We start from the raw sequence: 13,660 nt of genomic DNA on the forward strand, positions 1-13,660 counted from the left end.
CCACAATGACTGCAGCCTTGCAAAAAACTATCGCGATCACCGGCGCGACCGGATTTGTCGGTAGCCGGATGCTCGATCTGGTGGTGCGAAACGGATATGATGCGCGCGCCCTGACACGGCGCAAGCAGGATGATCGTCCGGGTGTAACATGGGTGCGCGGCGCGCTGGACAACACGGCGAGCCTCGCAAATCTGTGCGCTGGCGCCGATGTGGTCCTGCACATTGCCGGAGTGGTCAATGCACCGGATAAAGCCGGGTTTGAATCCGGCAATGTCGCCGGCACACTTGCGGTCATCGAGGCCGCCAAACAGGCCGGCGCAAAGCGCTTCGTTCACGTCTCGTCACTCGCAGCCACACGGCCGGAGCTGTCGATCTACGGCGAGACCAAAGCCAAGGCTGAAAAAATTGTCGCGACCAGCGGTCTCGACTGGACAATCATCCGGCCGCCCGCCGTCTATGGTCCGGGCGACGGCGAGATGCTGGAATTGTTCAAAATGGCGCGGTTCGGTTTTATCACCCTGCCGCCCGACGCTGACGGTCGCATGTCGGTCATCCACGTCGAGGATCTGTGCGAGGCATTGCTGGCACTATTGCCGGATCAGGAAGATTTTACCGCCGAGATATTCGAGGTCGATGACGGCAAGCCGGGCGGCTGGACCCAGGCCAGCTTTGCCAAAGCCATAGGCTGGGCGATGGGCAAACGCATCACTGCGGTGGGCGTACCCAAATCGCTATTGCGTCTCGGTGCCAAAGTCGACCGGCTAATCCGCCGCGACAAGGCAAAGCTTACCACAGACCGGGTCAACTATTTTTGCCATGATGACTGGACGATCGACCCGCAAAGGCGGCTGCCAACGCAATTGTGGCAACCGCAAATCGAAACCCGTGCAGGGCTTAAGGATACCGCGAAATGGTATCGCCAGAACGACTGGCTCTAGCGCAGGTCAGATGACGGGCGCGGTAAACAGCTCGTAGACATAGGCGATAAATGTAAGCGTTAGTCCGGCCAGGAAAACGCGGTAGGCCCAACCCAGAAACCGGTATTTCTTGCGTTCGAGGACTCGACCCATCTGATAGATATCGCGCAGCATCGCCCGATAGGTTGATTCCTGACTGCGCAACTCTTGCTGCAACAACCGGTCGATAAATTCTTCTTCGCTCAGCTCGGAAAAGCCGCCAAAAAACAACATATTTGGCGAACTGTTTTTCCACGGCGTTACCGAAGGCATCACCGCCAGTGCGGCAAGACCCGCAGACGCGAATGCAGAAATGGCAAGGATGAGGAGCGGCAAGGACATATTGCCGGACTGGCTTTGACCAACAGCAAGTGTGAACACAACAAAGGTCGCGCCGATCAACATATTCGCCTTGTTATCGGCCATAACACTCAATTGCACATGGTGCCGCTGCGTGGTCCCAAGCGCATAAACAACCTCGTCAGGCCATTTGCTGGCGTCATCCATAAACTACTCTCCGCAATGATAAATATGATAAGGCGGAAGAGTGGCAGAAAGCTTGTGCTCGGGCAAGACAAGGCGCGCATTGCGCCGCTTTTCCGCCTTATTCGCTTGCCAATGGTGCTCATGTCTTGGCAAAGGTCAAGAATAGCAATTTTTGAGAGCAAAATATGGCAAATCGCGAAGACATCATGACCAAGATCAGCGAATTGATCGGGCCGTTCAACAACAAGGGCGTCGATTTGGCGGCAGAGACGACTTTTCAGGGCGATCTCGAATGGGACAGCTTGACGGTCATGGACTTTGTCGCTGCTGTTGAAGACGAATTTGATATCATCATTACCATGAACATGCAGGCCGAAATCGAGAGCGTTGGCCAACTTGCCGACGCCGTCGCGAAGTTGATGGAAAACTAGAGCCAGACACCCGTTCGCCCTGAGCTAGCTGAAGGGTCGCACGAGCGGGTGGTTTGTACTTCGACAGGCTCAGGACTAACGGAAGTAAAGAATGACCGATCTACTCAGTAAATTTGACCCGCTCATTCAGGAGCGTGAAAATCTCCTCTCGACGGGCGTCAAGGACCCGTTTTCGCTGGTGATGGAAGAAGTCATCTCCCCCACCGTCGCAATTTGCGATGGCAAGGAGACCATTCTCCTCGGCACCTATAATTATATGGGCATGACCTTTGACGACGATGTTCGCCAGGCCGGCCTGAAAGCGCTCAAGGAATTCGGGTCGGGTACCACCGGCAGTCGGGTGCTCAACGGAACCTACAGCCTCCACCGCGACTGCGAGGATGCGCTCAAGGAATTTTACGACATGGACCACGCGATGGTCTTTTCCACCGGTTATCAGGCCAATCTGGGAATCATCTCCACGCTCGCCGGCAAGGGCGATTATGTCATTCTCGACATCGACAGCCATGCCTCGATCTATGATGGTTGCGCGATGGGCAATGCCGAAGTCGTCGCCTTTCGTCACAATGATGTCGAAGCGCTTGAAAAACGGCTGAAACGCCTGCCTGCCGAAGCCGGGAAGCTCGTCGTCCTCGAAGGCGTTTATTCGATGCTCGGCGATGTCGCACCGCTCAAGGAAATGGTTCGCGTCTGCAAAGAAAACGGCGCGATGGTGCTGGTCGACGAAGCGCACTCGATGGGCTTTATCGGCGAAAACGGCCGCGGGGTCTGTGAAGCGCAGGGCGTGATCGATGATGTCGATTTCATCATCGGCACGTTCAGCAAAAGCGTCGGTACGGTCGGCGGTTTCTGCGTCTCCAACCACCCGAAATTCGAGATTTTGCGACTGGTTTGCCGCCCCTATGTGTTCACCGCCAGCCTGCCGCCCAGCGTGATGGCAACGGCGAGCACTTCGATCCGCAAGCTGATGCACAGCGGCAACAAGCGCGCCCATCTCTGGGAGAATAGCAAGAAGCTCCACAAGGGCCTGCGCGATCTCGGCTTCACCCTCGGCACGCCCGATGCACAAAGCGCGATCATCGCGGTGATTATGCCCGATCTCGAAAAAGGCGCGATGATGTGGCAGGCGTTGCTGGCTGAAGGGCTTTATGTCAATCTGGCGCGGCCACCGGCAACACCGGCCAATATGACCCTGCTCCGCTGTTCGCTTTGTGCGGAACATACGAGTGAACAGGTCGACCAGATTCTGGGCATGTTTGAAGCGGCGGGGAAAGCGGTCGGGGCTATCTAGTCAGGAAATGACCAAGTCCATCCTCATCGAACAGCGCGGCGCTATTGAAATATTGACGCTCAATCGCCCCGACAAGCTCAACACGATGAACGAGGAGATGGTCTTCGCGCTGCAGGATTATTTTCGCGGCCTTCAGACCCGCCACGATGTTCGCGTCGTTCTCTTCCGCGCGGAAGGCCGTGCCTTTTGTGCCGGCCTTGATATCGGCGGCTGGAAGAATGACGGATCGCGCGGCCAGGTCCAGCATGTCTGGAACACCCAGCGCTCCATCGCCACGGTGATGCAGCTGATGCGGCAATGCCCGCAACCGATTATCGCGCTGGCCCAGGGGGCTGCTTGTGGTGGTGGCTTCTCGCTATTGCTCGCCAGCGATGTCCGCTTTGGCGCACCATCGCTCAAGATGAATGCCGCCTATATCAAAATCGGCCTCGGCGGCTGCGATATGGGATCGAGCTATTTTCTGCCGCGGATGGTCGGCGCGTCGATTGCGTCGGAACTGATCCTGACGGGGCGTTTCATCCATGCCGAACGGGCAGAGAAACATGGCCTGATCAGCGAGATGGTCGACGAGGACAAGCTGCTTTCTACCGGCCTGTCTCTGGCCGAGGAAATGCTCGACACCGCCCCGATGGGCCTGCGCCTGTCCAAGGACGCGCTGAACCGCAATATCGACGCGCAGAGTTTTGAAGCAGCCTTAGCCATCGAAGACCGGCAGCAGGTCATGCTGTCGATGACCGAGGACAGCCGCGAAGCTGCCAAGGCATTTTTCGCCAAGCGCAAGCCGGATTACAAGGATCGGTGAAATGGTTCCGGTCTACCGTTCGCGATGCTCGGTGCCTTCACCGGCAGTGATGAAAACGGCGGTAGCGGACCCTTCTACGTCCGCCGTATGCCAGACGCCTGGCGCATTCACGGCATATTCGCCCGATGACAATGTCGTGCGCTGGCGAGAACCGTCTGCCAATTCCTGAATCAAGGTAATTTCACCTGCGGTACACAATACCACCTCCGCACCCTTCGGATGCATTTCCCAGACATCCCAGCTTTCGGTGAAGCTATACATCGAAACCAGCCTGCCTTCTGCACCATCCTTGCTATGCCGCGCGCCATAGCCCTCATACCATGTCGGATCGCCGGTCATTGCAGGCTCAACCTCCGCGGTCGCTCCCAGACCGAGATGGACCGGATTGGTTTCAAGTCTTTGCGCCATATTCACTCTCCAATGATTGACTTGTTCACTTGATCGCACCGCCCATGATCAAACGCGGCAACATCGTCAGCGCGCCCAGGATCGGCCATTTGCGTTGCCAGGGCTTGATCACATAATCGGTTCCCGCGTGGCGGTTTATCTTCCAGGCCAGATAATCAATGCCGCCGGCGTAAGTCGCTGACGCCTTGGCCAGTCTGGCGAGGGTTAGAAGCTTACCATTGCGCCGCAACTGCCGCCATCTTTTTTCAATTGCATCGCGAGAGGCGATGATCTTTAGATCCTTGCCCTGCGCCTTGTTCCGCTCGGTGATCGCCGCCATGACGGCCGGTCCAAATCGCGCATAGCGTTCGGGATCGGAATCGACGACAGAATCGGACCGATCCTTTCGCTCGGCGCGCAACTCCGCGCCATAGGTCAGCTCGAAACCGCGTTTCCAGAGATCGGCAATCGTATATTTTCGATCAATTTCCATCATCGGAAAGCTCATATCGAACAAGGTGATCGCAGCGCCTTCTATCGCTTTGATCGCATGTGCTTGCGCCGCTTCATCCGCCTGCCAGACGAGCCGCGACGGTTGCGCAAAACGCGCCCATACGCTGACCGCGCTGGCGGTGATCCGGTTCAGTTGGTGAAAATCTTTCTCGCTCAATACCGCTACCTTGGCGACCAGTCCGTCATGTTCTGCAGGAAACACATTCGGTGGCAGCCGCTTGTTCGCGCCCACCAGCCAGCTTTTGCCATAGGCCGCCTCGTAGCTCGAGACGATCAGGTAGAAATCGAGCATCTGTCCGTCGAGTTCGGTTGTTCGCAGGCAGGACCCGTAAAACAGCACGGCGCGCGACGCCTCACCATATTGTGCGGCAATCGAGGCCGCAAAGGCAGCAACCCGCGGATCGACGGGTTGGGCCAGTTCTTCTGCAATTAATGACTTGAGTTCGCTCACGCGAGCCGTCCTAGCTCAAGCTGCGAGCCGAAGGAAGGACACTGGCTTGGTCGATTTCAGCACGATCGGATGGCCGGGCTGGGCGGAGAATAGTTCACCGTCCATCAACACGTTGCTGCCGTCACCTTCGATGCGGATCATGTCCCCGCGCTCGAGATGGATGCCCTTCTGGACATTTTTGCCCAACCGGCCAAAAATCACCGACAGCAGAAACCGGACAATGGCGCCGGCTTGCTGATCAATGGCAAGAAACTGCATCCGGCCGATCGCATTTTTATTCCGCATCGATCGCTTCATCAGCAAAAGCCGTTCCAGCGTGGTAACGATGAGCACGGCAAAATTGCCCTGAAACTGGCCATCCCGGATCAGGGATATCTTGATCGGTGTCGACCGTTTCGGCAAAAATTTCCCCTTGATACCAAATAGCACCGACGCCAGCGCGGCAAACACCGTCAGCACATGGGCCGCAGCATTGGGCAGTCCGAGCGGATAAATCTTGTGACGGCAATAGAGAATGAACTCCGACAGGCCCGCTCCGCCCAGAAACATGCCGAGCACGACCTTGCTGTCCTTGCCGCCATCGGACAGCGCGATCAGTTCGCGGTCGACCAGATGTTCGTGCAAATCATGTTTGGCCAGTTCGACGATCCGTTCAAGCGCCTTGAGCGGATTGCCTTCCGATCCGAGATCTAGCGCAATCAAATTGGTCTTGCCATTGGGCAGCACGGCAACCGGCGGCGGATTGTCCCCGAAATGGCCGCCTTGGTATAATTCGGTCAGCGCCGCCTGTACCGTGCCGTCACCGCCATTGATGACGAGGACTTTCGGTTTCACCCGGGCAATGGTTTCCAGAGCCTTGGCAATTTCATCGACATGATCGACTTCATAATGAAAAACATCGCTGTTCTTGGCGCAATAAGACCGGACATCCGGCAAAATCGCCCGGTTCCCGGTTGAATTGGGATTGGAAAGAAGTGCGACATTTGCCATTTATTGGGCCCTATCCCCGGGAACAGATTTGTATCATCTGTATTTCATGCTGATGTTGATCGACTTGACGTCATTACCGACGTTGAAAGCTGTTTTCTTGTAACTTGGCTTGCCAAGATTGAAGATGTTGATGCTCGGATTGTTCGACATGCCGCCGCCATCGCCGAATATATCGGTCTTGCCATTGGCATTAATATCGTGCCGGATCGCAACCGCGTAAGTACCGGCGGAGGGCACTGGCAGACAAAACTGCATGTTGCCGGTCTTGGCGGGAGCCTCTACGCGATAAAGCCATGCGCCGGTTTTAAGCCATTCCGACGCAGTACCACGATAGTTTTGAACCCGCATCGTGCCATTGGATTCCTTGACACCGCTGACATTGATGAGAACGGCGGGGCCAGCACCCGACCTGCATTTACCGAGATCGTTGGAAACGGTCTTCCCGCTAGCAAAAGCCGGGGTGGGCGATAGCAAAATAGTGGTCGATAATGCGATAAAAGCCGCAAATTTCAACATGACGTAATAACTCCTAGTCGTTATACTCGCGCCAATACTCCGGCGCGAACAAGAATCAGCCCCCGATCTGCCTTTGGCTATGGATTTGATTTGCGGCGAAATCATGGTGAGAGGGCGACAACAAGTTGAAACTACTGACTTCCACCGATCGCTATTTGGCGAAATTGATTGCGCTGCCGCTGTTCAGTACCCTGGTCATTGCGGCGATGCTGCTGGTGCTGGAAAAAATGCTGCGCCTGTTCGACTTTGTCGCGGCAGAAGGCGGTCCTGTCAGCGTGGTTTGGCGAATGCTGGCCAATCTGATACCGGAATATCTGTCCCTGGGCATTCCGATCGGCTTGCTGCTAGGCATATTACTGGCCTTCCGAAAGCTTGCATTAAGTTCGGAACTCGATGTGTTCAGAGCCGTTGGCCAGGGTTACGGCCGGCTGCTCAGAGTGCCCTATATGTTCGCGGTCGGCCTGATGCTGGTCAATCTCGCGCTGGTCGGGTTCATTCAGCCGCTGTCCCGCTATTATTACGAAGAATTGCGATTCGAATTGCGCTCGGGTGCGCTCGGTGCCTCGATCAAAGTCGGCGAATTCACCAATCTGGGCAACCGGATGACGCTGCGGATCGAGGAAAGCCGGGACAATGGCACCAAATTGAGCGGAATTTTTGTCCGCGCAGAAAATAAGAAGAACCAGACTGTCTCGGTGACAGCAGAACATGGCCAGTTTCTGGCAACGGACGATCCCGACACCATCATCTTGCGCCTGACCAATGGCGTACTGGTCCATGATGCACCGAATTATAAAAAGCCGCGCATCCTGAGTTTCACCAACCATGACTTGCCGATCGATTTGCCCGACATTGAATCCTTCCGGTCGCGAGGCGGCAAGGATCTGGAATATACGATACCCGAACTGGTGCGGGTAGGTCTGGACGAAAAACGACCGGAGGCCGAACGCAACGAAAGCCGCGCCAACTTCCATTTCCGCATGGTCGAGGTGGTGATGATGCTGCTGATGCCGTTGCTCGCCGTGGCGCTGGCCGTTCCGCCAAAACGTTCGAGTTCCGCGCTTGGCGTATTTGTCTCGATCGTGATGATTGTGACCTATCACAAGGTCAACGAATATGGCGAGGATGTCGGGGCACTGGGCCTCGTCGATCCGATCATTGCCTTATGGCTACCCTTTTGCCTGTTTGCGGCGCTGATCATGTGGATGTATCATATCGCCGCGCATGTTCCCGGTGGGCAGCCGATCGGGGCATTGGAGAAAGCCTTTTCCAAATTTGGCGGCGTCTTCAAAGGTCTGCTCAATTTTAATCGCAAACGTGCATTGATGAAGGAATAGCCGGACATGGATTTTTTCCCTTCCCGGACACTGGCCATTTATATGGCGAAAATGTTCATCGTCCGTACCCTGGCGGTGCTCGCGTTGCTGGTGCTGGTGCTGCAAGCGCTCGATCTACTGGGCGAAAGCGGCAAAATTCTGGCATATGCGGGCAATGGCGAAGCCGAATTGTGGACCTATGTCTCGCTGCGGGCCCCGCAACTCATAGCGCGTTTCCTCCCTTTTTCGGTCCTGCTGGGAACGATTATCACGCTGGCAACCCTGAACCAGAATAGCGAAGTCGTGTCGATGAAGGCGGGAGGCCTGTCCGCCCACCAGATTCTCGCCCCGCTGATCGTGGCCAGCATGGGCGTCGCACTGCTGTCCTTCATATTCAATGAAACGCTGGTTGCCCCCTCGACTGCCCGTTTGTCACAATGGGAGAAAGTCGAATTCGGGCCGATCCCGGCGGAAAGCAACGTCCGGACCAACGTCTGGGTCAAGGACGGCAATAATCTGATCAACGCACGAACAGTGACCGGAAGTGGCGAGCAGGTCGTGTTACGGGAAATCACGATTTACAACCGGACCGAAAATGGTCTCAAAAACCTGCTGCAGGGAGACGAGGCCCGGTTCACCGGCTCGGGCTGGTTGCTCACCGGCGTCACCCAGTTTGACGTAGGCACCGGGACCGAGGAAAAGAAAAGCGAGTTGCTGGTCGGCGATTCGATCCTGCCTGATCAGTTCACCCTGACCAATGTCAGCGCCGACAGCCTGTCGATTTTCGCTTTGCATACTGCGATTGGCGAACTCGAACGCGCCGGGCGACCGACGATGAGTCTCAAGGCCGGCTGGTGGCACAAGATTTCCGGTCCGATGTCGTCGATCCTGATGCCGTTACTGGGCGCGGTCGCGGCCTTCGGTTTGGCCAGATCGGGACAATTGTTCCTCCGGGCCGTAATCGGCATGGCACTGGGCTTTGCCTATTTCGTTGCCGACAATTTCGCGCTGGCAATGGGCAATATCGGTGCTTATCCGTCGCTGTTGGCGGCCTGGGCACCTTTCCTCTTATTCTTCCTGATTGGCGAAACCGTGCTGATCCGCACCGAGGAATAAAAGTTCAGTTTCTGCCGGCGCTGCCGCGCACAAGACCCGTGATCAGGGTCCACAGACTGCCATGATCCGCCCGGTAGAAATTGGAATCGGTGGGCAATTCTGCCGCCAGACGCCGATGCGCCTCGCCCAGACTATGATAGGGAACACCCGGTAGCAGATGGTGCAACGCATGATAGCGCAGCCCCACCGGCGCCCACAGAGCGGGCAAGGTTCCAGGCGGCGGCACATTGACGCTATCCAGATATTGTCCGGTAACGCTCATCTCCTGACCGTCATTTTCCCACAGATGCGCAACCAGTGTCCGGATCTGATTCAGCACGACACTGCCCGACATAACAGCGAGAAAGATCAGGAAGGCGCGCATTGGAATGATGTCCATCGCAACCATCGCCAGCAGGGCAATAGCCCAGATGGACGCACCGATCTCGCAAGCCAGCCAGCGGCGTTTGAGATCGCCCTCGGGCGGTTTGCGGCGAAAATCCGGATTGATGATCAGGCCTGAATAGCGTTCGACCACCAACTTGCGCAGCGGCGGAATGATCGCGGAAAGCGGTGACAAAATGGCATAGCGGAACAGCAGCGCCACCGGCGCCAGTGCAGCGACGATCACGAACAGGGGAACCGACCAGGGCTTCATCAACGCCAGCGGCAGATATTCCGGGTCTTCGACCGTGCCATATTTTTTGGTCCGGTGATGGATGCTGTGAATACCCTCGTACATGAAGGACGGGATCATCATCGGCACCCCGAACAGGGCGTTCCAGGCGAAATGGAAGCCGGGCAGCGCGTTCCGGCGGACATGGGTCAATTCATGAATGAAACTGCCGGCCCGGTAGAGCGCCAGCACCGCGATCAAGCCGAAGACGATGGCGAGACCAGTGGATTGAATGATGATTGCGCCAGCAAGCGATCCGTAGCCGACCGCCACGGATGCCAGAAAATCGGCCCAGTAGATCGCCGGCTTGGGCGCGTTGAGATCTCGCGTGACCTTGGCGGCCGTGCGGATCAGCTCATTGTCCTCGGGAACCGGCACAGGCGCGGCACTCAGACGCGAATCTGCTTCTGCCTTCGGCACATTATTCGGAGAGATGGTCGTCGAACTCATAAACACCTGCATGATTGTTGAGCGGTATAGAGCAACATATCGTGGCGATAACATGGCGAGGGCAAGACCGGAATAACTCCCGCGCCCTTGACATTGCGCCGCGATTAACGCCACAGCCAGCCGCAAATATAGAAGGATAAAATATGGTGGCCGGTCAGGATATAGTGATTCAACCTGTGACTACCAAGGCCCAGACGAAGCAGTTCGTCGAGATTGCCTATCAGCTCAATACCGGTGACCCGCATTGGGTGCCACCGCTCAGGTCCGAATTCACCAAGCTGATCACGCCTGGGAAGAACCCGTTTTTCGAACATGCCAGAGTGCAGTTTTTTCTCGCCCTGCGCGGAGGTCAGGTGGTCGGACGGATCAGCGCCCATATTGACGAGTTGGCGCTGGAACAGCCGGCAGAACAGGGCATGGGCCCCGGAACCGGCAATTGGGGCCTGATGGAAGCCAGCGATGAAGCGGTGATGCACGCCTTGATCCATGCCGCTGAAGCCTGGCTGAAAGAACAGGGCATGACCCGCGTGCTGGCTCCGATCAGCATGTCCGTCTGGGAAGAACCCGGATTATTGACCCAAGGCCACGACCATAGTCCGATGATCATGATGGGCCATCACAACGCCGCCTATCAAGGCTGGATCGAAAGCCTTGGCTATACGGTCGCCAAACGCATCGTATCCTATGACCTGCCCGTAAAAGATGGGTTTCCGAAGCTGATAAACCGCATTGTCGCTTCGGGAGAGCGCAACAAATTGCTCAAGATTCGCAAAGTGGACAAGAAGCATTTCGACCGCGATGCGGCAATCATCATGGGTATTTTGAACGATGCCTGGTCCGGAAACTGGGGCTTTGTCCCGATGACCGACCACGAAATTTCCCACGCCGGTGAAAGCCTGAAGCCGATTGTCCACGAAGCCCTGATCCGGATCGCGGAACTCGACGGCGAACCGGTCGCGTTCATGATGACTCTTCCTAATATGAACGAGGTGATCCGGGGTTTGAAGGGTTCGCTTTTGCCATTTGGCTGGGCAAAGCTGCTCTGGTGGCTCAAGTTCCCGAAAGCACAGTCGATGCGGGTTCCGCTGATGGGTGTCAAAAAGGAGCTGCACAACAGCCGTCTCGCTAGCCAGATGGCTTTCATGATGATCGAATATATACGCCGCGACGCGGTTGCCAATTTCGGCACCCGCTATGCCGAACTCGGCTGGATATTGGATGATAATCAGGGGATGGTAGCGATTGCCGACGCAATTGGCGCTGAAATCAACCGGGAATATCTGATTTACGACAAACCGATTTAGGACGCCGTATCTTTGCTGATCACCCCGGTTACGAGCTTGCTCGCAACGTCGCGAATGATCTTGTCGATACCCTTGTCCCACAAATCACTATGACCGGCATTTTTTATCGGAAACGCGGTTTTGGGGTTTTTCGCAGCATCAAAGAAGCTTTGCCCCATCGCAAATGGTATCAGTTCATCTTCTGTGCCGTGAATCCAGACCAGCGGCATATTGATGCTGTCGATACGGTCAATCGTCCGATAGCGATCCTTCACCAGCCAACGCGCCGGAAAGAAGGGGAACTGCCGCTGGGCCATATCATCCATACCGCTATAAGCGGCGACCATTATCAGTCCTGCGGCGTCATTTTTTGATGCAAGTCGGGCCGCGACACCGCTACCCAGAGATTCGCCGATGATGATGATCCGGTCTGGCTTGAAACCTTTTTGAATCAGCCAGTCATAATTTTCCTGGGCGGTTTGAAATAGTTCCGTCTCACTGGCTGACCCGATATTTCCACCATAGCCGGGATAGCCAACCCCCAGCACGGCTGCGCCGTTACCGGCGAGCGCTTGATAAATGGGTATCCGGTGAAAATGCGATCCTGCATTGCCGTGAAGGAACAGAATGACGGGCGAATCCGGCGCTTTCGGCTCATGCCACAAAGATCGGAGGTCGCCGTCCGCGCCAGAACGGATAACTACGGATTCGACACCCATCTGATCGAGATAGGACGCGGGCGGTACCGATTGGTCGGGAAAATAGAGGAATTGCCGCTGGAATATGAAAACCAGCAATAATATTAGCAGATAGATGCCGGCCAGGGAGGCCAGTCCGGCGAATAGCAATCGCATCAAATATCCAGATTTACCCAGGCTGGCGTGTGGTCACTCGCCTTTTCGCGGCCACGATGTTCCTTGTCGACGCCACAGCTTTTCAGCCTGTCAGCGGCCAGCGGGCTGAGCAAGAGATGATCGATGCGGAACCCCTGGTCACGCTGCCAGCCACCGCTGCGATAGTCCCAATAAGTCCAGATATTGCCCGCCGGATAGGTGACGCCCAGAGCATCGGTCCAGCCGTCATTTAATATGCGCCGATAGCCCTCGCGGCTTTCCGGCTGCATCAAAGCATCATTCTGCATCGCCTTGACCGAATAGACGTCATTGTCGCGCGGGATGACATTATAGTCGCCGGCCAACACCGCAGGCACCTCTTCCGCCAAGATTTCTGCGGCACGTTCGCGCAACCGTTTCATCCACCGCAGCTTGAAATCGAATTTCGGACCCGGGTGGGGGTTCCCATTGGGCAGATAGATGCTGGAAACGCGAACTTTCGAACCGTCTTTAGCGCTGATATTGGCTTCGATATAGCGACTATGCTCGTCTTCCGGTTCGCCATCGAGCCCGCGCTTGACCTCTTCGGGAACCTGATCGCGCGCCAATATGGCAACCCCATTGAAGCTTTTCTGGCCGTGCCAGATCGCGCCATAGCCGATTTTTTCAAATTCGGCGGCGGGAAAGCCTTCGTCCTGCGTCTTGATTTCCTGCAGGCAAGCGACATCCGGCTGGGTCTCTTCGAGCCATTCCAGCAAGCGCGGCAGGCGTGCCTTGATGCCGTTAATATTATAGCTGGCTATTTTCACTTAGACGGAGAAGCTGGAGCCACAGCCACAACCGGAGGCCGCGTTGGGATTGGTAACCTGAAAAGCACTGCCACCGAGCGACTCGACAAAATCTACGGCGCTACCGCGCACTAGATCGAGGCTGATTTCGTCGACGACCAGCGTTACACCGGATTCTTCGACCGCGATATCATCTGCTTCGATGCCGTCGGCAAGACCAAAGCGATATTGGAAACCGGAACAGCCGCCACCTTCAACAGAGAGCCTCAGAATCGCGGCTTTGCCCTGTTTCTCGGCAATAGCAGCAACGCGCCTGGCGGCATTGGGGGTCAGGATGATATCCTGTTCGATAGTGGCAAGAGCTTGGTTCATGATATCAAGATAGGGAGAATCAAA

Annotated in this window: 16 protein-coding genes; 7 read left to right on the forward strand and 9 right to left on the reverse strand. The window is 56.1% G+C overall.

The window, feature by feature from the left end:
* Positions 1-5: 5 nt before the first annotated feature.
* A complete protein-coding gene (locus AAC060_RS08585; RefSeq protein WP_339825016.1) occupies positions 6-938 on the forward strand; it encodes an NAD-dependent epimerase/dehydratase family protein in 933 nt (310 codons plus the stop codon).
* A 6-nt stretch (positions 939-944) separates the two neighbouring features.
* Here the strand turns inward: AAC060_RS08585 and AAC060_RS08590 are convergent, their stop codons facing one another.
* On the reverse strand, positions 945-1,463 hold the full coding sequence (locus AAC060_RS08590; protein WP_339825018.1) for a Pycsar system effector family protein: 519 nt from the start codon (positions 1,461-1,463) through the stop codon (positions 945-947).
* Between the two features lie 164 nt (positions 1,464-1,627).
* Here AAC060_RS08590 and AAC060_RS08595 point away from each other — a divergent pair, with 164 nt between their 5' ends.
* The 3 genes from AAC060_RS08595 (at position 1,628) to AAC060_RS08605 (ending at position 3,966) form a co-directional block, all read left to right on the forward strand.
* Positions 1,628-1,873, forward strand: a complete 246-nt coding sequence (locus tag AAC060_RS08595; RefSeq protein WP_339689160.1) for an acyl carrier protein — start codon at positions 1,628-1,630, stop codon at positions 1,871-1,873.
* Between the two features lie 91 nt (positions 1,874-1,964).
* Positions 1,965-3,164, forward strand: coding sequence for an aminotransferase class I/II-fold pyridoxal phosphate-dependent enzyme (locus AAC060_RS08600; protein WP_339825020.1), 1,200 nt, complete (start codon positions 1,965-1,967; stop codon positions 3,162-3,164).
* Positions 3,165-3,171: 7 nt separating this feature from the next.
* A complete protein-coding gene (locus AAC060_RS08605; RefSeq protein WP_339825023.1) occupies positions 3,172-3,966 on the forward strand; it encodes an enoyl-CoA hydratase/isomerase family protein in 795 nt (264 codons plus the stop codon).
* Positions 3,967-3,978: 12 nt separating this feature from the next.
* Here AAC060_RS08605 and AAC060_RS08610 read toward each other — a convergent pair whose 3' ends face one another.
* The 4 genes from AAC060_RS08610 to AAC060_RS08625 are packed head-to-tail and all read right to left on the reverse strand — an operon-like array spanning position 3,979 to position 6,823.
* Positions 3,979-4,374 (reverse strand): cupin, encoded by a 396-nt coding sequence (locus tag AAC060_RS08610; RefSeq protein WP_339825026.1) that lies wholly within the window; start codon positions 4,372-4,374, stop codon positions 3,979-3,981.
* A 25-nt stretch (positions 4,375-4,399) separates the two neighbouring features.
* Positions 4,400-5,317, reverse strand: a complete 918-nt coding sequence (locus AAC060_RS08615; protein ID WP_339825029.1) for a hypothetical protein — start codon at positions 5,315-5,317, stop codon at positions 4,400-4,402.
* A 15-nt stretch (positions 5,318-5,332) separates the two neighbouring features.
* Complete coding sequence (locus AAC060_RS08620; RefSeq protein WP_339825032.1) at positions 5,333-6,307, reverse strand: acylglycerol kinase family protein; 975 nt, start codon at positions 6,305-6,307, stop codon at positions 5,333-5,335.
* Between the two features lie 33 nt (positions 6,308-6,340).
* Positions 6,341-6,823, reverse strand: a complete 483-nt coding sequence (locus AAC060_RS08625) for a DUF2141 domain-containing protein (RefSeq protein ID WP_339825035.1) — start codon at positions 6,821-6,823, stop codon at positions 6,341-6,343.
* 125 nt (positions 6,824-6,948) lie between these two features.
* On the opposite strand from AAC060_RS08625, the gene lptF reads away from it, so the two are divergent.
* Positions 6,949-8,160 (forward strand): LPS export ABC transporter permease LptF, encoded by a 1,212-nt coding sequence (gene lptF, locus AAC060_RS08630; RefSeq protein WP_339825037.1) that lies wholly within the window; start codon positions 6,949-6,951, stop codon positions 8,158-8,160.
* Positions 8,161-8,166: 6 nt separating this feature from the next.
* Entirely contained in the window at positions 8,167-9,255 is a 1,089-nt protein-coding gene (gene lptG / locus AAC060_RS08635) for an LPS export ABC transporter permease LptG (RefSeq protein WP_339825039.1), read from the forward strand.
* Between the two features lie 4 nt (positions 9,256-9,259).
* Here lptG and AAC060_RS08640 read toward each other — a convergent pair whose 3' ends face one another.
* Positions 9,260-10,360, reverse strand: a complete 1,101-nt coding sequence (locus AAC060_RS08640) for a fatty acid desaturase (RefSeq protein WP_339825042.1) — start codon at positions 10,358-10,360, stop codon at positions 9,260-9,262.
* 143 nt (positions 10,361-10,503) lie between these two features.
* Here AAC060_RS08640 and AAC060_RS08645 point away from each other — a divergent pair, with 143 nt between their 5' ends.
* Positions 10,504-11,664 carry an N-acetyltransferase gene (locus tag AAC060_RS08645; RefSeq protein WP_339825045.1) on the forward strand — a complete coding sequence of 387 codons (1,161 nt, stop codon included), beginning with the start codon at positions 10,504-10,506 and terminating at the stop codon, positions 11,662-11,664.
* On the opposite strand, the gene AAC060_RS08650 is transcribed toward AAC060_RS08645, so the two are convergent.
* The 3 genes from AAC060_RS08650 to erpA are packed head-to-tail and all read right to left on the reverse strand — an operon-like array spanning position 11,661 to position 13,636.
* On the reverse strand, positions 11,661-12,497 hold the full coding sequence (locus tag AAC060_RS08650) for an alpha/beta hydrolase (RefSeq protein WP_339825047.1): 837 nt from the start codon (positions 12,495-12,497) through the stop codon (positions 11,661-11,663). The genes AAC060_RS08645 and AAC060_RS08650 overlap by 4 nt on opposite strands.
* Positions 12,497-13,285: an exodeoxyribonuclease III gene (gene xth / locus AAC060_RS08655; RefSeq protein ID WP_339825050.1), complete on the reverse strand. Its 789-nt coding sequence runs from the start codon at positions 13,283-13,285 to the stop codon at positions 12,497-12,499. Before xth ends, AAC060_RS08650 begins: the two co-directional genes overlap by 1 nt.
* The gene (erpA, locus tag AAC060_RS08660) at positions 13,286-13,636 is read right to left on the reverse strand and encodes an iron-sulfur cluster insertion protein ErpA (RefSeq protein WP_339825551.1); all 351 of its coding nucleotides are present in this window, start codon (positions 13,634-13,636) and stop codon (positions 13,286-13,288) included.
* Positions 13,637-13,660: the final 24 nt, after the last annotated feature.

Origin of the sequence: uncultured Parasphingorhabdus sp., assembly GCF_963975555.1 — a bacterium.
Classification (GTDB): Bacteria; Pseudomonadota; Alphaproteobacteria; order Sphingomonadales; family Sphingomonadaceae; genus Parasphingorhabdus.

What these genes read in the sequence shown, in the direction of transcription:
- AAC060_RS08585 (WP_339825016.1), top strand. Translation starts at nt 6, where the DNA reads ATGACTGCAGCCTTGCAAAAAACTATCGCGATCACCGGCGCGACCGGA.
- AAC060_RS08590 (WP_339825018.1), bottom strand. Translation starts at nt 1,463, where the DNA reads ATGGATGACGCCAGCAAATGGCCTGACGAGGTTGTTTATGCGCTTGGG.
- AAC060_RS08595 (WP_339689160.1), top strand. Translation starts at nt 1,628, where the DNA reads ATGGCAAATCGCGAAGACATCATGACCAAGATCAGCGAATTGATCGGG.
- AAC060_RS08600 (WP_339825020.1), top strand. Translation starts at nt 1,965, where the DNA reads ATGACCGATCTACTCAGTAAATTTGACCCGCTCATTCAGGAGCGTGAA.
- AAC060_RS08605 (WP_339825023.1), top strand. Translation starts at nt 3,172, where the DNA reads ATGACCAAGTCCATCCTCATCGAACAGCGCGGCGCTATTGAAATATTG.
- AAC060_RS08610 (WP_339825026.1), bottom strand. Translation starts at nt 4,374, where the DNA reads ATGGCGCAAAGACTTGAAACCAATCCGGTCCATCTCGGTCTGGGAGCG.
- AAC060_RS08620 (WP_339825032.1), bottom strand. Translation starts at nt 6,307, where the DNA reads ATGGCAAATGTCGCACTTCTTTCCAATCCCAATTCAACCGGGAACCGG.
- AAC060_RS08625 (WP_339825035.1), bottom strand. Translation starts at nt 6,823, where the DNA reads ATGTTGAAATTTGCGGCTTTTATCGCATTATCGACCACTATTTTGCTA.
- lptG (WP_339825039.1), top strand. Translation starts at nt 8,167, where the DNA reads ATGGATTTTTTCCCTTCCCGGACACTGGCCATTTATATGGCGAAAATG.
- AAC060_RS08640 (WP_339825042.1), bottom strand. Translation starts at nt 10,360, where the DNA reads ATGAGTTCGACGACCATCTCTCCGAATAATGTGCCGAAGGCAGAAGCA.
- AAC060_RS08645 (WP_339825045.1), top strand. Translation starts at nt 10,504, where the DNA reads ATGGTGGCCGGTCAGGATATAGTGATTCAACCTGTGACTACCAAGGCC.
- AAC060_RS08650 (WP_339825047.1), bottom strand. Translation starts at nt 12,497, where the DNA reads ATGCGATTGCTATTCGCCGGACTGGCCTCCCTGGCCGGCATCTATCTG.
- erpA (WP_339825551.1), bottom strand. Translation starts at nt 13,636, where the DNA reads ATGAACCAAGCTCTTGCCACTATCGAACAGGATATCATCCTGACCCCC.